Genomic DNA, 18,574 nt, shown 5'->3' on the forward strand with positions numbered 1-18,574 from the left:
TTAGTTATAAACTATCCTCATGAATAATAAAACCTCTACGGAAACATCTCGCAATCTCGCCGTGCTGATTTGGCTGCGCACGATTCGAATTACACAAAAAATTAGCCGGATGGCTGAGCAGCCGTTAAAGGAATTGAATGTAACAGGACCTCAATTGTCTATTTTGAATCAACTTGCGGCTTCTGAAGGGATGAGTCAGCAAGACATTGCGAAGCGACTTGCTGTGACCAAAGGAAATGTAAGTCAATTAATAGATAAACTAGAGGAGGCTGGTTATATCCGCAAGAAAAAAGAGGGGCGCTCATCTTTCATTTCACTTTCTGATCCAGGGAGAAGGTTCATCGCAAGTACCATACCGGAGCATGACCAGTTTATCGAGGAGAAATTTAGTGTATTAACAGAGCTGGAGAAAGAAGAGCTGCTTAGACTGCTGCGTAAAGTGGACCAAAGCTTGTAATTTTTTTTGTTTTTATAGTTTAGAACTAAACTGACGGGGGGGGGTTGAATCATGTATGGTTATTCACAAAGTGTTAGTAGTAGGTGCCACCGGGAGCTTGGGTGGGAAAGTGGTTAAGGAGCTTTTGATGCGCGGAAAGCACGTTCGTGCTTTAGTCAGAGAGCAGAGCGATGCTTCAAGTCTGCAAGCTCAAGGTGTCGAGATCGTCCGAGGCGATCTTACAGTCAAGGAAACGCTTATTTCAGCATTAAGTGGGATAGACGCTCTTATCACAACAGCGATTGGCTACACAAATCGAAGGAAAGGCGACAGTCTGGCTGCCGTAGATGACAAAGGGAATCGTAATTTGGTTGAGGCAGCCGCTGAAACAAAACTGGGTTTGTTCGTATTTACGAGTATTCTTGCTGCTGATCAAGCGGAGGATGTACCTCATTTTTACCAGAAAAAGCGTATCGAGGATTATTTGAAGGCAAAAGGCGTTCCTTTCGTTTCTCTTCGACCTGGCGGATTTGTCGACACCTTGCTTACGCCGCATGCCGTAATGAAAGGGAGCATTCGAACGATGATAGATCCCAATGCGAAAGCAAGCACGATTCTCTCCGACGATGTCGCCCGTTTTTTAGTGATGGCACTCGATGAAGCGGACGCAAAGGGGAAAATTGTTGATTTAGGAACGAGCTGCCCGGTGAGTATTGGAGAGATTGCGGCCGAATTGAGCCGTCAATTAGGTCGAGAGATTAGAGCTTCAGCACCGCCTCCATGGATAGGAAAATTCGTATTTGCGGTCATTGGATTTTTTAATCCTTTTGTGAAGGGGTTACTACCTTCAGTAAAATTTGTGGAATCGGGCAAATATGTAGCCGATATTGCTGAGCAAGAACGACTATTCGGTAGAGTACCGACCCTTGAGGAATCTTTGCAGAGATGGATAGCGAACCAAGGTCTGTTGCTAAATAGGAGGTGACATACGTATGAACCGAATGGCTGTTGTTACCGGTGGAACGGATGGCATTGGACGAGAAATGATCGCCGTTCTCCTGAAGGAAGGATTCAGTGTCGTATTCGTGGGCCGAACGGCTGAAAAAGGAAGGCTTGTGATTGAGAAGCTCGGAGCGAACAGCGAAAAGTTGATATTTCTCCAAGGCGATCTGAGCTTGATGAGGGAAGTAGAGCGTGTGGCAAACGAAGTAAAGAAGCTTGCGGTAGATGGTATTCAATTGCTTGTGCATAGTGCTGGCGTTAATTTGAGGAAACGACAGATGACAATGGAAGGGATAGAATCTACATGGGCCATTGACTATTTAAGTCGATTTTACTTAACGACACTGTTAGCTGAGAAGCTGATACAAGGTCAACCTGCCAGAGTTATTACTATCGCCGCCTCCAGCACGAGAAAGGGCCGTATCGATTTTAACGATTTAGAGGGACCGATGACGATCGGAGGATTAAAGGGTCTTGGGCAAGCTCAATATGCCAATGATGTGTTTATTGTTGAGCTCGCACGAAGGTTTGAAGGGCAGGAAATCAACTGCTTTGCCTTGAATCCTGGTGCCGTAGAAACACAAATTCGCCGTGACTTTCCAGCATGGCTGACGCGTGTGATGGGTTTGCTCTTTCGATCCTCCGTGTTGAGCGCCAAGGCAGGAGCCGAGGCACCGTTGTATTTGGCACTTTCTGAGGAACTAACGGATTTGAAAGTAGGTCTCTTCCATAGAAGAGAGAAACTAAGGATTAGCTCTGATAGATCCGACGTCTCACTGGGCACGAGATTATGGACAACGAGCCAAGAATTTGTTCATAAAGCAAAGGAGCGATTATCTCATGACAACATTAATTAAACGTGATAGTTCAGGCACGATCTGGAAAAGGGGAGTCAAGGCAGCGGCGATTGCTATTATCATCAATCTATGTCTGTACTGGCTCAGTGCTGCCTTTCATTGGATCCCCGCTTCGGTGCTTATATCCCCCGCAGATGTGCCGTTGACGGAAGCTTTAGTTATTTTTGCATCGCTTATAGGTATTGGGTTGGGAACACTGGTTTATCAGTTGTTAGTATTATTTACAACAAAAGCTAAATTTATATTCGCTATTCTCGGAGGTTTTGTCCTTCTTCTTTCCTTCATCTCTCCCTTTTCCATCGCGGATGCGCCTGTCTCAATGATAATCATGCTGAATATCATGCATGTCGTGGCGGGAGTGTCTTCCATCTGGTTTCTGATAAAAAAGTAAAACATGAAAAGGCGTTTAGCTGCACCCCCAAATTAGCTCAATACAGTTAGAAATCAAACAAAAACGGCATTACAGGATGTTTTAGGCCTGTAATACCGTTTTTAATTAGGGGGAGAGGCTGGAATGGAAGAAATTACTGAGACATCAGTGCATCCGCGAGCGTTGTGAGCAGCTGCGCTTGCTCCACGTTAAGCTTCTTGTCACTTTGTGCGGAAACTTCATGCTTGAAGGCATTCAGTTTATTATCGCGTGCATTGACGTTGCCTTGCTGCTCGGCTTCGAATGCGCCATTCAGCTTCGCGATTAAGGAGTTTGCAATCCCGTTATCCGTAACCGTTTGTTGAATGAAGTTCACAAGGCTGCTGATCGTTACCTTGATCTGAATGTGAATTGTTGTAGAGCCACTGTTGCCCGCGATATCCACAGCGCTTGCCGTGAAGGTATGGACTCCGAGACCCAAGCTGACTGCAGACGTATTCACATCTTGGCATGTGATCGCGATCGTTTTATCGATGGTAGTGGATGTACCGTCGTAGACGGAATAGGTCACAGTCGGCTTCGTTAGATCCAACTTGAATTCAAGCGTTTGAACCGCTTCTTCATTGCCAGCCGCATCGGTGCTGCGGAATTGAACCGTCGTCAATCCTTCTTGCTCGATGAGAATCGGTTGGACATAGACCGTCCAGCTTGCGCCACCATCGAGGCTGTATACCATGACAGATGGCGCTGCAGCGTCATCCAGGGCACTTAACGTGACAGTCACGGGGGTGTGATACCGTCAAGCATTTGAAAACGGTAGGAAACACCGGAACTGGTAGTCTAGCTCGGTTGCATCCTCTCTAGTAAACAAGTACATTAAGAACAGACGTTTTATCAGAAAGAGGGTTTCATACAGCCAGTCAAACTTGCTGAAGGAAGTGTGAATGTATGGGCAGCATTGTTCAACTTTATAAATCCAAAAAATACTTATGGCAGCTATTGATCTCATTTAATGTTTTGTTGATGGTTTTTTTGCTCATTTCTTCAATTACTGTTTATTATGGGGCTGAAAGCAAGGTTCTTTCGGTGCAGAATAAAGCTAACGAGAAAGTCTTAACCCAGATCCAATACAATATTGACTTGATGAATGATACATTCAAAAATTTAACACTGCAGCTTTATTTTGATAACGATATCCGATCCTTGTTATATAGCAGAGATGAGGAAGTTTTTGAGTTTTTTAAGAAAAGAAATAAGCTTCAACAGTTTGTAGGTAGTTATACCAATTTACTCCATTCCATTGTCATCTATAACGGTTTTAACAAGCAATATTATTCGACCTTCGATGCATCCAACGGGAATTCAAACCCCGTCATTGAATCGGCTAAACGGATGATTACAGACCCCAAAAGGATCACGAATCTGAAGCTAGAACCTCTTCGAACAGGCCTTTTACCGCAGCTAAAGCAGGACGAGTTCGATTTGTTTTCATTCGCTCTGTATGAGACATCCAGTACAGGCGAATACAACAATGTCTTGGTGCTGAATGTGAGGCCGGAGTGGCTGTTCGATAACCTCAAAGCGGTAAACCGCCTTGCAACAAGTCCCCAAAGCGGTGTTTTTCTCATCGATGGGGATGGTGTTGTGTACAATCCGGAGCATAATGTGATGCTGGCAGATCAGCAGTTCAAAAATGAACTCCTACGTCACCTGCATGCCCCAGAAAATTCGTTGAACACGTTTATTTATGGAGTAGGTAAAGAAAAGAAGCTGATTACAAGTTTGAACACTGGCGCAGGTGATTGGTCTGTTGTAAATGTTCAACCCTATAGTGATGTTGTTCGCGAAATCAGCCAGTTAAGGCTCACGTCCCTACTGTTAATGATAGGTTTCTTAATTCTGTCCCTCGTTGCATCATGGTGGATTTCCCGTCGTTTATACAGGCCTATCGATGGCTTGATCCAACAAATTAAGGGCAATTCATACGGCCAATGGGATGGAGCTGACCGTGAATCGTTGGATGAATTATCGTATTTATCCAATGTCTATGATCTTGTTTTTGAGAAGGTCAAAGAGTTCCAGCAGGAGCAGGATTCCAAGCAAACGATCATTAAAAGCTACTACATCCGGAAGCTGATTCTCGATAGCTCCTCATTTACGGAACAAGAAGTATTCGAAGATCTCCCGGCCAGCGGGATTAAAATTGAAGAAAAAGACCATTTTGCAGTTTGTGTTTTGAAAGTGGACGATTACAAACATTATATAGAAAGAACATCGCTTACGAATCAGAGATTGATGAATTTTGCCATTCTCAATATTACCTCAGAAATTATGTCAACGGCATTTCGCTGCGAAGCAGTCGACATGAGAAGCGATCATATGGTGCTGCTGCTGCACATGCATGAACCGCAGGAAGATTACTTGGAGAGGGTTATCGATCTGTTAGGTCGTGCTCAGGAGACTGTTGCAAAATACTATAAACTGTCTTTCAGTTGCTCGATCAGCGACCATCGAGCCAGTTACAAAGATATTACGGTTATATACGAGCAAGCACTTAGTCAAATTCAGTATCGTTTGGTGTTTGGAGCGAAATGTATAGTGACACAAGAGCGCATAGGACCTCGACCTCACCCTGAGAAATGCGAGCTTCCTCCAGCGTTGGAGAAAATGTGGATCGAAGCGGTCAAGAGTGATGATTTTACTAAGCAAGAAAAGTGTTTGGATGAATTCTTTTCATTGCTTGAAACCATGTGCTATGACGCGATCATGCAGCTTGTCTCCCAGTTTACAGTCGTTTATGTGCAAACGATACGTGAAATCAATAAGAATCGCTTAAGTTCGGTAACCAACTATCATCATGTGAACCTTGCCGTATTGGAGAAGGAAACGCTGGCTGACATTCGTGAGCTGTACCTTCAAACGATGAACACAGCCAGGCAACATACGGAACAGAAGGAAGAAATTAAGAATAATGCACTTATCGAGACGATTAAAGAAGTTGTAGAGGATAATTATCAAGACCTCAATTTAAGCCTTCAGGAGATTAGTGGTATGTTGCGAATGACCCCAGATTACATTGGAAAACTGTTCCGGAAGACGGAAGGCATATCAGTTGCTGAATTTATTACGGATGTTAGGCTCAAACATGCACTCCATTGTCTAATAAACCAACAGATGAGCATCAAGGAAATTATGGATCGGGTTGGTTTTACCAGCGAAACCAGTTTTTTTCGTGCTTTTAAGAAGAAATTCGGAACTACACCGAAGGAATACCGGTTGAAGCGAATAGCGCAAGCATTAGAAGAATAAGAGGTTATCCAAAGTTATAAGAACCTTCAGTTCCACTTTTATAGTGGTGCTGAAGGTTTTTTATGTGATAGCGAATTTTGATAATTATTGCAGTTTTTGAAAGTATACAAGAACCTTTGAGCGTGGGAAGATGGGCGAAGCTTTCAATATTAGTAAGGAGATGAAGACCATGCAGACCTATTCATTAAATGGAGATTGGCGTTTTCGGAGATGGGGAGGGGGAGAATGGCGGGAAGGGAAGGTTCCCGGTTCGGTTTTAACCGATATGATTTGCTTAGAAGAACTGCCTGAGAATCTATTTGTCCGTGATTCGGAATTAAGGTTACAGAGCTTGCTTGAAGCGGATTACGAATATGAAAAGTCATTCATGAGTAGTTGTGAATGGTTTGAGTATGATAAGCTGCTTCTCCGCATGGAAGGGATCGATACAATTGCTGAAATCAGGTTGAACGGAAAGCTCTTAGCTCAGACCGACAATATGCATCGCACCTATGAATGGGACGTACTAGAGCTTCTATGCCATGGCGAAAATGTGTTGCATATCGTGCTTCGTTCCGCATCCCGACATATTCGGGAGAAGCAGGAAATGGATCCTCTCTGGGGGATAACCATGTGCCAGGCTGGTTATCCCCACATTCGAAAAGCCCACTACATGTTTGGGTGGGATTGGGGAGCGTACGTGCCGGACAGTGGGATTTGGCGGAATGTAGCCCTAGTGGGACTTCATTCAGGGCGTTTGGCAGAAACCCAATTCAAGCAAACACATGTCGATGATCGTGTTCAATTACAAGTGGCAATCCGGCTTGAACGAACGGACTGCCTTCCGCTGTTGGTTGAAATGCAGGTAACCGAACCCCATGGACGTAGGTGGACAACGATTACCTCTGTGATACAAGAGGCGGAGCTGGCCCTTGTGATTGAGCAGCCTCTGCTGTGGTGGCCAAATGGACTTGGTCAGCAACCGCTTTATGAGGTCAAGCTGGTTGTAAAGCACGGAGGAGACCTGCTAGAAGAAAAAACATATCGGATTGGACTTCGAACGATCAAGGTTTCAATGGATAAAGACGAATGGGGACGCGAGTTCGCTTTTCAAGTCAATGGAACAAAAATTTTCGCTGCAGGTGCCTGTTATATTCCAGAGGACCATGTGCTAGGACGACGTACGCCTGAGAAGACTGAGCAACTGTTAAGGGATGCAAGAGAAAGTAACTTTAACTGTATTCGGGTATGGGGAGGTGGATTCTACCCCGACGATCATTTTTACGACATGTGCGACCAATTGGGGCTCTTGGTATGGCAGGACTTGATGTTTGCCTGTGCACAATACAGACTAACAGACGCATTTCGTGATACAGTCCTACACGAAGTTGAAGATAACGTCAAACGCATTCGTCATCATGCAAGCCTTGCAATGGTCTGTGGAAATAATGAGCTTGAAATGTTCTGGGAAGCAGGGGTTATTCCCCATGACGATAGATTGCGTTCCGATTATTTGATGCTATTTGAACAATTACTGCCTCCGTTGCTGAATCAATTATGTCCTGACATTTTGTATTGGCCTTCGTCTCCCTCGTCGGGGGGCGGATTCAAAGAAGCCAATGGACAGTCAACGGGTAACTCGCACAATTGGGGCGTATGGTTCTCGAACCAGCCGACCATCTCTTATCGAAACAGTTTTAGCCGATTCGTTTCCGAATACGGAGCCCAGTCTATGGCATGCCTTTCGACGATAGAAAGCTTTACCGCGAAGGAGGACCATAATTTATTCTCGCCGATTATGGAGCTACATCAAAAGAATCCGGATGGAAACCGGAAAATTCTCCACCATATCACGGAGCAGTTTCGTTTTCCCAAGGATTTCTCATCGCTCATTTATCTGTCCCAGGTGATGCAGGCGGAATCCGTGCGATGTGGAGCCGAGCATTGGAGACGAAATCGCGGTCGTTGTTCCGGTTCTCTGTATTGGCAATTGAACGACTGTTATCCTGGTCATTCTTGGTCGTCTATTGATTATGGCGGACGATGGAAAGCACTCCAGTACGCGGCAAAGCGATTTTATTCTCCACTCCTTCTGTCTGTTTGGAGGCATGAGGATGGCGTGAGTTTGGATGTTTGCAATGAGACGTTGCATGCATGTGAGGGGAATGTGTATTGGGCGATTCTCCGTTATGATGGTGGGATTCTTCAGGAAGGAAGAGAAGCAGTCCATCTGAAACCTGGAAGTTCCACTCATCTCCTACATATGCGTCAGCCTGATGAGATGGACAATAGGTTGGGGAGTGGTGTTTACGTACAAGCAGAATTACGGGATTCTAACGATAGGATGGTATCCAGAGGGACTGGTTTATTTCGTAAACCCAAAGAGCTCCAACTTCCCAAACCGAATTTGAAACTCGCTTGGACGAAAGAGAAGGATGATTGGAAGCTTACTCTGAAAAGCGATCAGCTTGCCTTGTTTGTTGAAGTAGTTGTAGAGGGAAGTGATTTGCCGCTTTCAGATAATTTCTTTGACCTCCATCCAGGACAGAGCTATTCGATTCGATTGTCTGGCTCGAATTGGCATGGGAGCCCAGAAGAGATGGCTGCTCGAACAATAGTTAGAAGCTACGTGGATAGCTATCACTGAATTTGGAAGCAGAGAAAGAGCTGTTTTCGGGCATAATGCCCATTTTTGAAAGTATACAGGAGGTTTCAGGCCGTGCAATGATAGTCCCAAGACAAACAAACATAGTCAATACGAGGTGAAAAGAGATGGACAAAGCGGTAATCAGACCGCAGACGATGGGGAGTAAAGCAGCGAAGAAAAACTGGTTTGCGAGAGAGTGGAAACATTTTAAGAAGAATTCTGAATTGTTCCTACTGGCCTTACCCGGTGTTCTGCACAAACTTATTTTCTTATATCTCCCGATGTTCGGACTGGTCCTTGCCTTTAAGCGTTTTAGGTTTGATAAGGGCATCTGGGGAAGTGATTGGATTGGATTCAAAAATTTTGAGTTTTTCTTGACATCTGATAATGCATTCCGAGTAACACGAAACACCATATTGTATAACTGTGGTTTCATTCTGATCACAACGGTGAGTGCACTCACACTTGCAGTTTTATTGAACGAAGTAGGAAAAAGGTGGGTGAAGGTATATCAGACGGCCTTATTTCTTCCTTATTTCCTATCTTGGGTTGTTGTGAGCTATATCACACTTGGATTTCTAGATCATTCGAACGGATATTTGAACCATATCTTAGCCTTGTTTGGTACGGAACCGGTGAAATGGTACGAAGCGGCAAAAGCATGGCCAACTATCATTGTGGTCGTAAATTTGTGGAAGGGAATCGGCTTTGCGACTTTAGTTTACTATGCCGGTATCATCGGGATCGATCAGGAATATTACGAAGCTGCCAAAATGGACGGAGCATCCAGAATTCGGATGGTAACTGGCATTACGATTCCGCTTCTTATGCCACTTATCATTATTTTGTTGATCATTTCCATAGGCGGCATATTCCGCGCAGATTTCGGGTTGTTTTACTTCATTCCGAACGATTCGAGCTTTCTATACCCGGTAACAGATGTCATCGACACGTATGTGTATCGTTCACTTAAAGTCGTGGGAGATATAGGTATGTCTACAGCAGTTGGTCTGTATCAGTCAGTCGTAGGATTCATCTTTGTGCTTACGGCAAACGTTATTGTCAAAAAATTCAATTCCGAAAATTCATTATGGTAGGAGGGCAACAGCGTGCAAACAACTTTGAAAAAACGTCAAGTCCCCTTCTTCAGTTTGAGCATTAATCTGATTTTTATAGTCATTTCGGCAGCGATGGTCATTCCCTTCCTCTTGGTCGTGTCGATTTCACTTACCGCGGAATCCAGTATTGTCAATGGCGGGTATCGGTTAATTCCGCAGGTATTCAGCTTGGAGGCTTATCGGTATATTTTGGAGGCTCCGCTTATTTTATTGCGGGCTTATGGGGTTACGATCTTCGTTACGGTTGTTGGAACTGTACTTGGTCTATTGTTCGTTAGCATGACAGCGTATTCGATTTCTAGACGTGACTATCGGTATAACCGGATCACTACGTTTTATATTTTCTTTACGATGTTGTTCAGTGGTGGATTGGTTCCAGGTTATATCCTCATTACGCAGTACCTCCATATGAAGGATACGATTTGGGTGCTAATCATCCCGGGATTGCTCAGTCCCTTTTATGTCATGGTCATGAGAGGCTTCCTCATGAAAACCCCTGTTGAGATTTATGAATCAGCCAAGATTGATGGAGCGAATGAATACCGGATTTTCTTTACTATGGTGATTCCTCTAGCGAAACCGGCGCTTGCAACGTTGGGTCTTATGATTTCTTTTGGCTATTGGAACGAATGGTTCGGAGGTTTATTATACATCGATAATGAGAAATTGGTTCCTCTCCAGCTGCTGCTTGTAAGGATGATGAGTACGATTGATTATTTAACGACCAATCCTTATTTCGCCAGCCAGGTGGACATCCCAATGGATCTGTTCCCGAAGCTGTCCGCACGAATGGCCATGGCGGTGCTTGTTGCGGGTCCGATGACCATCGTATTCCCGTTTTTCCAACGTTATTTTGTCAAAGGACTTACCGTTGGCTCGTTAAAGGGGTAGTGGATTTAGTGGACTGTTTAAAGGGGGTGATGTGGAATCCGATGAAAGAATTTGCATGATCGTAATTCTAAGTTATGATGTAGTCAACCATTAGGGAGGTCAACAAACAATGAACAATGGCAAATGGACAAGAAAAAGCTTAGCGTTTCTAGCTCTAACTGGCGTATTAGGGTTAACAGCATGCGGTGATAAATCGCCATCAGCAACACCAAGCAGCTCGCCGTCCGCTCAAGCGAAACAGGAACTAAAGGATGTTGAATTAAGCTGGTATTATCCTTCTTTCGGTCCACAAGCTGATCAGCAAGTGGTGGAGGATGCAGTTAATAAAATTACCAAAGAGAAAATTCATGCTACAGTTAAATTGAAGCCGGTTGAAATTGGCCAATACACGCAAAAGATGAATACCATTGTTGCAGCTAATGAAAACTTCGATATTGCCTGGACATCAAACTGGAACTTCGACTATTTCCAAAATACGAACAAGGGTGCATTTCAGCCGCTAGATGAATTGATTGGGAAATATGCGCCAGATGTGAAGAAAAGCATGCCTGATTTTGTATGGGATGCGACAAAGGTTGGCGGTAAGATTTATGGTATACCTAACTACCAAACGGTTACGAATAAAGAGGGCTTCATCGTTCAGAAGAAGCTGGTTGATAAGTACCAACTTGATGTTAACAGCATTAAAAAATTCGAAGATATTGAGCCATTCCTTGCCAAAATTAAAGAGAACGAGCCTACTATCATCCCTATGGGGATCTTCAAGAATGGCTCCAATTTCGGTAATGTTCGTTATTCGTACGGGCTGGAATCTGCCCAAAACGGTGCTGGCAACTTCGGTGTCATACGTACGAATGAAACTAATTTAAAGGTTTACAATATGTACGAAACACCTGAGTTCAAGCAGTATCTCAACACCATGCGCAGTTGGAATCAAAAAGGGTACTTCATTAAAGATGCAGCAACATTGACCAAACTTCCAGATCAGGACAAGGCTAAGTATGGGGTATTTTTCCATAATGTGCTGAAACCAGGTGGTGAAGCCGAAGCATCGAAGGCTGACGGAACAGAAATGATCACCATCCCGTTAACGAAGCCATTCGTTACAACAGCGACGATTACGACGACACTGAACGCAGTGAGTAAAACGTCCAAAAATCCGGAACGTGCCGTTATGTTACTAAATCTAATTAATACAGATAAGCAGTTGTATAATACGATTGTTTATGGTTTGGAAGGCAAACACTATACCAAAAACGGCGAAGTGATAAAAACACTGGGTAAGGAAAGTGGTTATAACACGAATGCTGATTGGGTATTCGGAAACGTCTTTAATGGCTTTGTGCTGGAAGGCAAAGATCCGAATGTTTACGTTCAAACGAAGAAAGAGAATGAATCAGCGTCACGCCTTAAGACAAATGGATTTGCCTTTGTATCGGATCCTGTCAACGCTGAGGTCGCCAACATCTCTTCGGTAACGGATGAGTACTTGCCAGGTCTTTATACCGGTGCTGTTGATCCAGACAAATATTTGCCGGAGTTCCTCGAAAAATTGAAGAGGGCAGGCTCTGAGCGTGTGATTGCTGAAGTGCAGAAGCAATTGGATGCATGGGCAGCTGCGAAGAAGTAGAGGTTGGTTTCCCGCTTCCTTCACCCAGAAGCGGGAATTGCTTTAAACTAATATGATAGCGCTTACTTTATCGACTGAAGGGAGAATAATTGATGTTTCGGAAACGAATGATTTCTCAGGCAGTGATTTTTCTTATGCTGATTAGTTTTCTAGTAGGCTTTATGCCATCTCCTGTATTTGCCGATTTTGCTCCTAAAGTTGTTGAGGCCGAATCGTTTGCTAAACAAAACGGCATACAGATCATCGGCGGCAATTCGATTGGCTATACGGATTCAAACGATTGGATGCGTTACGACAATGTTGATTTGACGGGCTTTACCGATCTTACCATCTATGCGAATATATTAAAAACCAATGCCAAGCTTGATTTTTTGATTGATTCGGTTGAGAACGGCACGAGTATTTCAGGAGGAACCTTGATCGGATCCTTGGCTGGCGTTGCGACTGCCGATCCGAATAACTCGGTTACATTTGCGTCTCGTACCATCCAGCTTAATCAGCTGGTCAGCGGCTCTCATCGCCTTTATGTTCGATTCGGTGACACGAGCAACGGCATCACCAATGGACTAGCTAATGTAGACAAGTTTCAATTTACACGGCCGTCAGTATCCAGCAACGCTGATCTTAAACAACTGACATTAAGTTCAGGCGATCTTTCACCAGCCTTCCAATCCAGTGTTACCAGCTATAGCCTCATTGTATATGGCAATACGACGCAGGTTACGCTGACGCCGCAAGTCATGGATACCGGGTTTGCGACATTGGCAATTAATGGCGTAAATCAGACGGATAACACACCCTATCCCCTTGATGTAAGTCAACCTGGCAGTTTTACGATCACGGTTACGGCCGAGAACGGGACGACTAAGACGTATACGTTTGCCATTCAGAAGCAAAGTCTGGTTCCCAAAGTAATTCAGGCTGAAGCCTTTAATAGCCAATATGGCACACAAACGATTGCCAGCAATACGGGAGTTGGCTATACCGATTTGAATGATTGGCTGCGTTATGACAATGTCGATTTGACAGGGTACACCGACGTTACCCTGTATGCCAATGTCTTGAAAACAAACGCCAAAATTGATTTTATTATCGATGCGGTGGAGAATGGTACGAGCATCTCGGGAGGCACGCTGATTGGCTCTTTGTCAGGCGTGACAACAGCAGATCCGAATGTCGCAGACCCGTACGCGTCTCGCGTCATCCATTTGTCGCAATTGGTTACAGGCACCCATCGGCTTTATGTGAAGTTCGGGAGTACCAGCGGTAGCAATTTGAACGGTATCGCCAATGTAGATAAATATACATTTACCCGACCGCAAATTTCCGCTAATGCCGATTTGAAGCAGGTAACTTTAAGCACAGGCGACCTCTCGCCTTCCTTCCAGTCTGGCATAACGAGCTATGAATTAAGTGTCTATGGCAATACGTCCCAGGTTACCATTACGCCTCAGGTGATGGATACTGGGTTCGCGACTTTGAAAATCAATGGTGTTAGTACAGCGGACAATACGCCGTACCTGCTCAATGTAAACCAAACGAACAGTTTGAGCGTGACGGTGACCGCTGAGAGCGGCGCGGTAAAAACCTATTCCTTCGTCGTTACAAGGGCCAGCTTCGCGCCAACAACCTTAGAGGCCGAAGCTTACGTCAGCCAAAACGGCATCCAAACGGTCAATGGCTCGTATGTTGGTTATGCGGATTCTAACGATTGGATTCGTTATAACAATGTAGACTTGACCAATTATACGGATATTGATCTGTATGCCAATATCATTAAAACCAATACAAGAGTAGACTTTTTGATAGACGCTACTGAAAGCGGAACGACGCTTTCGGGAGGTACCTTGATCGCAAGATTGAATGGAGTTGCCGTTGCTGATCCCAATGTGGGGACATCGTTTGCCCTCCATACCATTCGTCTCAATCAAGGAGTCAGCGGCACCCATACGCTTTATGTGCGTTTTGGGGATGTCAATAATGGCAGTGCCTTCGGTCTGGCCAACGTGGATAAATATAAGTTTAAAACCATCAGTTATGTAATTTCAGATTTGCAGAATATTCAGCTTGGCAGCGGCGCGACGTTATCGCCAGCCTTCAGCAAAGATGTGTATGCCTATACGGCGGCTACCGCAGGATTAACCGAAGTTGATTTGACTGCAACGCTTCCTTTTCCTGACTCGGCAACGCTGAAGATCAATGGAACGACACAGGTCAGCGGTACAGCAAGATCCATTTCATTGATTCGCGGAAACAATCTGGTCACCATTGAAACTTTGGCCAGTGACTCAACAACCAAAACCTATACCGTCAATATTCAAAATACAGGGAAAGTGCTTAGACTAGAGGGAGAAAGCTTCCAAGCTACCGGCGGCGCCAGCGCTTCAACATCAGGCGCTAACCAATCCGGTGTTGTGGCGGATTTGGTCAACGGAGCGATTGGCGGCACGAACAACAATGACTGGGCCCGCTTCGACAATGTCAATTTAAGCCCCGGCTTTACGGATTTGACTTTCCGATATGCCACTCCATCGACAGGCGTTTCAATCGAGGTGTGGCTGGACAGTACGGTAGAGAGCTATGGCGGTGTGCGCACGGGCGTAGTCGGGGGCACCAAGCTGACAACGTTAACGATTAACGGCACTGAGACAACAACAAATTATACCACCTATAAAACGAAGACACTGCAGCTCGATCCTTTCACGAGCGGCACGCATACCTTGTATCTGATCTTTAAAGGGGCTGACTTTGGCGTTGCCAACGTAGATTGGATTGAATTCAATCGCAATGCGTACACAAACGCAGATTTATCGAATATCGTTCTCGATGAAAAGTCGGTGCTGCGTCCCGCCTTTGACAGCAATGTGACAACCTATCAATTGGATATCTTTAATGATGCGGCTTCCTTTGATCTGAAGCCTATCGTCAAGGATCCTCTTGCTGCCTCGCTCAGCATTAACGGCCAAACCTGGACGAGCGGGACGGTGAAGACATTTGATGCCAGCACAACGAATTCCGTGGTGTTCGCGATTGCCGGTCAAGAGGGCGGAAGCAAGACCTATACCTTGAACATTAACCGCAGACCGTTGTTAATGGATGTCTATGTATCTCCAACCGGTGATGATAGCCAGAATGGCAGTATCGGCAGCCCTTTCCGGACCTTGGCGAAAGCCGTTCAGGAGGTTGCGCCGGGCAGAGGGGCAACGATTCACTTGACCGCAGGCGTCTTTGATGTAGCGGCGATCAACCTGCCGCAGCAAACCAATCTGGTCGGGGCCGGTGTGGATCAAACCATCATTAAAGCGAGTCTGATCAAAGCGGTCACGTCGTATAAGCAAGGAGATGTCACAAAGTACGCGATCCAAGGCCGTAATCTGCATGACGCTTCGATCAGCGGGTTTACCTTGGATGGCTTGATTGGCTCTACCGATTATGCGCATGGCGGTATCTTTATCAATACGGTATCGAACTTCCAGATTCATGACGTTAAAGTGCAGAATTTCTCTTACAATGGCATATGGCTGGAAAATTCGGTCAACTCGAGCATTTACAATGCCGAAGTTTATGACACCGCATTTGGCAATACAGCCGCAGTACTTGGCAATCTGATGTTCGGGAATATGACGGACGGATCGATCCACGATGTGAAGATCCGGGAAACAAGAGGAACGTATGGGCTGAAAGCCGCAAGGAGCGATACGTTTAATGAAGGCGGCACTCAATTTATTCCGGATTCGCTCTTGACTTACTTGACTCGCGTCAAATTATATAACCTGGATATCGATTTAAGACAAAAGGGACTTTGGAGTGTAGGCCAGCCTAACATTGACCTCGAAATGCCAGGCGCGGTTACGGAGGATGTGGAGATCTACAACAGCCGGTTCGCCGATTCGGTTTCGTTGATATCCACTCAGCATAAGGCAAGCAAGAGCATTCGTGTCCATCATAATCAATTTATAGCCGAACCAGCGGGTGCTAATGGTTATACGTATGCAATCGAGGTTTCGATGGAGAAGCTTGAAATCGATCATAACTATTTCAGCAACGGATATTATCCGATTGCCAGCTTCGCGGGCAAGGAAACCGGACTTTATCTTCATGAAAATATCTTCGACGGCATTGATGGTATTCGCTTCATTGGTTACGCAAACGGATTGGAAAACACGACTATTTCCAACAATGTGTTCCGTTTGACGAACTCTCTCCAAACGAGCAAGGTCATCTTCATGTATTTAGGAAATAATGTAAGCGATAATGTAACCATTGAGAAAAATCTGTTCATTAACGATTCTCCGAAGGCACCCGAGAGCTTTGTGGAACTTGGAGTTAAGAATGGCGTTGTTGTTGCCAGCACGGGCACTAATTTTATCGTGAAAAGCAACCTGTTTGACAACTGGACTCCTTACGGCACGAATGCGGTCTCTGCCGATCCGAAGCTGTCGTACAGCGATTTCCGTTTGGCTCCGGACTCGCCGGCGTATGCCCTTGGTTTCCATGACATCAATACGGAATCCTTTGGTTTGCCTAAAGATTTCTTCTACGCTCAACCAACACAACCGATTGATAGAGTTTATGTCAGCAAAACGGGTGAGGAGCTTGTTGCGCCAACCCTTTCCGGGAATACGGAAACAACAATTGCCTTGACTATCAACGCAAGAACTAGCGGCGGTACGTACAAGAGCATAGCGAGCAACGCGGTTAGCTATACGGCTCAGGATTTGACGGGCAACGGTGTGGTATCGGTGAATAGCCAAGGCGTTGTGACCTTGTTAGCTCAAGGTTTGGCTAAAGTTACAGCGACCTACGTGGATCCGATTAGCGGAACGAAGACGTCCTCCCTGTATATCCAGGTGACCGATCTCATTGCGCCGACAGCGACTGTTACCTACAGCACAACCGAGCCGACGAATCAGGATGTTACGGCAACGATTACGCCAAGTGAACCGGTGACGATCACTAACAATGGCGGATCGAACACCTATACCTTTACGGAAAACGCCAGCTTCACCTTTGAGTTTGTGGATGCGGCAGGCAACACGGGTACGGTAGAAGCAACGGTTGCGAACATTGGCCGAATCGCGCCTACGGCAACGGTTGCATACAGTACAACCGATCCAACAAATCAAGATGTCACAGCGACGATCACAGCCAGCCAACCGATCACAGTGACCAACAATGGCGGACTCACAAGCCACACCTTCACCGATAATGGCAGCTTTACGTTTGAGTTTGTGGATGCGGCAGGCAACACTGGAACAGCGGTAGCGACTGTCGCCAACATTGATAAAGTCGTGCCGACAGCGACCATTGCGTACAGCAACACTAGTCCAACAAACCAATCTGTAACGGCAACCATCACACCAAGCGAATCCGTTACGTTGACAAACAATGGCGGATCGACCAGCTTTGTCTTCAGCGACAACGGCAGCTTCACCTTTGTGTTTGTGGATGCGGCAGGCAACACCGGAACAGCGATAGCGACTGTCGTCAACATCGATAAGGTTACTCCGATGGCAACGGTCGTTTACAGCACAACCGATCCAACGAATCAGGATGTCACAGCGACAATCACGCCAACTGAAACGGTAACGATTACGAACAATGGCGGCTTGGCCAGCTATGTCTTCACGGACAACGGCAGCTTCACCTTTACGTTTGTGGATGCGGCAGGCAACGCCGGAACAGTGGTAGCAACTGTGGCGAACATCGATAAGGTTCCTCTGACGGCAACGGTTGCTTACAGTACAACCAGTCCAACGAACCAAAATGTGATCGCAACGATTACGCCAAACAAACCCGTTAAGGTCACAAACAATGGCGGATCAACAAGCCATACCTTCACGGACAACGGCAGCTTTACCTTTACGTTTGTCGATGCGGCAGGCAACACCGGATCAGCGGTAGCCACCGTAGCCAATATCGATAAGGTTGCCCCTGTATTAACCGTTATTCTCGATCCGTCGGTGATCAATCAAAAAAATCACAAAATGGTCACCGTTCATGCGAGTATAACGGCAAACGATTCCGGTACCGGCATTGCTTCCGTTGTGCTGAGTTCCATTACCAGCAATGAACCGGATAATGGTACCGACGATGGAGATACAGCGAACGATATTCAAAATGCGGCGTTGAATACGAATGATACCATCTTCAGCCTGCGCGCGGAAAGATCGGGTTCAGGCAATGGACGGATATACACGATCGTGTATATCGCGACAGACTATGCCGGCAATAGTACGACAGTGACTAAAACGGTAACGGTTCCTCTTTAAGATTAAGATCAAAGCTTACAATAGTTAAATAAGCGTGGCTGCAAAGGGAAAATAAGCAGCCCC

The 18,574-nt window shown here is 45.5% G+C and carries 11 protein-coding genes; 10 read left to right on the top strand and 1 reads right to left on the bottom strand.

What is annotated here, in order from left to right; all coding sequences use genetic code 11:
• Positions 1-19 precede the first annotated feature (19 nt).
• The 4 genes from MJB10_RS04490 to MJB10_RS04505 are packed head-to-tail and all read left to right on the top strand — an operon-like array spanning position 20 to position 2,686.
• Positions 20-457 carry a MarR family winged helix-turn-helix transcriptional regulator gene (locus tag MJB10_RS04490; protein ID WP_314802114.1) on the top strand — a complete coding sequence of 146 codons (438 nt, stop codon included), beginning with the start codon at positions 20-22 and terminating at the stop codon, positions 455-457.
• A 55-nt stretch (positions 458-512) separates the two neighbouring features.
• Positions 513-1,421: an SDR family oxidoreductase gene (locus MJB10_RS04495; protein WP_314802116.1), complete on the top strand. Its 909-nt coding sequence runs from the start codon at positions 513-515 to the stop codon at positions 1,419-1,421.
• A gap of 7 nt (positions 1,422-1,428) precedes the next feature.
• Positions 1,429-2,295, top strand: coding sequence for an SDR family NAD(P)-dependent oxidoreductase (locus MJB10_RS04500; protein ID WP_314802117.1), 867 nt, complete (start codon positions 1,429-1,431; stop codon positions 2,293-2,295).
• A complete protein-coding gene (locus MJB10_RS04505; RefSeq protein ID WP_314802119.1) occupies positions 2,279-2,686 on the top strand; it encodes a DUF6069 family protein in 408 nt (135 codons plus the stop codon). Before MJB10_RS04500 ends, MJB10_RS04505 begins: the two co-directional genes overlap by 17 nt.
• Positions 2,687-2,819: 133 nt before the next feature.
• Here MJB10_RS04505 and MJB10_RS04510 read toward each other — a convergent pair whose 3' ends face one another.
• Entirely contained in the window at positions 2,820-3,449 is a 630-nt protein-coding gene (locus MJB10_RS04510; protein WP_314802121.1) for an OmpL47-type beta-barrel domain-containing protein, read from the bottom strand.
• A 302-nt stretch (positions 3,450-3,751) separates the two neighbouring features.
• Here MJB10_RS04510 and MJB10_RS04515 point away from each other — a divergent pair, with 302 nt between their 5' ends.
• The 6 genes from MJB10_RS04515 (at position 3,752) to MJB10_RS04540 (ending at position 18,511) form a co-directional block, all read left to right on the top strand.
• Positions 3,752-5,974 carry a helix-turn-helix transcriptional regulator gene (locus tag MJB10_RS04515; RefSeq protein ID WP_314802123.1) on the top strand — a complete coding sequence of 741 codons (2,223 nt, stop codon included), beginning with the start codon at positions 3,752-3,754 and terminating at the stop codon, positions 5,972-5,974.
• A gap of 169 nt (positions 5,975-6,143) precedes the next feature.
• Positions 6,144-8,600 carry a beta-mannosidase gene (locus MJB10_RS04520; protein ID WP_314802125.1) on the top strand — a complete coding sequence of 819 codons (2,457 nt, stop codon included), beginning with the start codon at positions 6,144-6,146 and terminating at the stop codon, positions 8,598-8,600.
• 125 nt (positions 8,601-8,725) lie between these two features.
• The gene (locus tag MJB10_RS04525; RefSeq protein ID WP_314802127.1) at positions 8,726-9,697 is read left to right on the top strand and encodes an ABC transporter permease; all 972 of its coding nucleotides are present in this window, start codon (positions 8,726-8,728) and stop codon (positions 9,695-9,697) included.
• Positions 9,698-9,790: 93 nt separating this feature from the next.
• The gene (locus MJB10_RS04530) at positions 9,791-10,609 is read left to right on the top strand and encodes a carbohydrate ABC transporter permease (RefSeq protein WP_314805472.1); all 819 of its coding nucleotides are present in this window, start codon (positions 9,791-9,793) and stop codon (positions 10,607-10,609) included.
• Positions 10,610-10,718: 109 nt separating this feature from the next.
• Positions 10,719-12,239, top strand: coding sequence for an ABC transporter substrate-binding protein (locus MJB10_RS04535; protein ID WP_314802129.1), 1,521 nt, complete (start codon positions 10,719-10,721; stop codon positions 12,237-12,239).
• A gap of 92 nt (positions 12,240-12,331) precedes the next feature.
• Positions 12,332-18,511 carry a cadherin-like beta sandwich domain-containing protein gene (locus MJB10_RS04540; protein ID WP_314802130.1) on the top strand — a complete coding sequence of 2,060 codons (6,180 nt, stop codon included), beginning with the start codon at positions 12,332-12,334 and terminating at the stop codon, positions 18,509-18,511.
• Positions 18,512-18,574: the final 63 nt, after the last annotated feature.

Origin of the sequence: Paenibacillus sp. MBLB1832 (genome assembly GCF_032271945.1) — a bacterium.
Lineage (GTDB): Bacteria > Bacillota > Bacilli > Paenibacillales > NBRC-103111 > Paenibacillus_E > Paenibacillus_E roseopurpureus.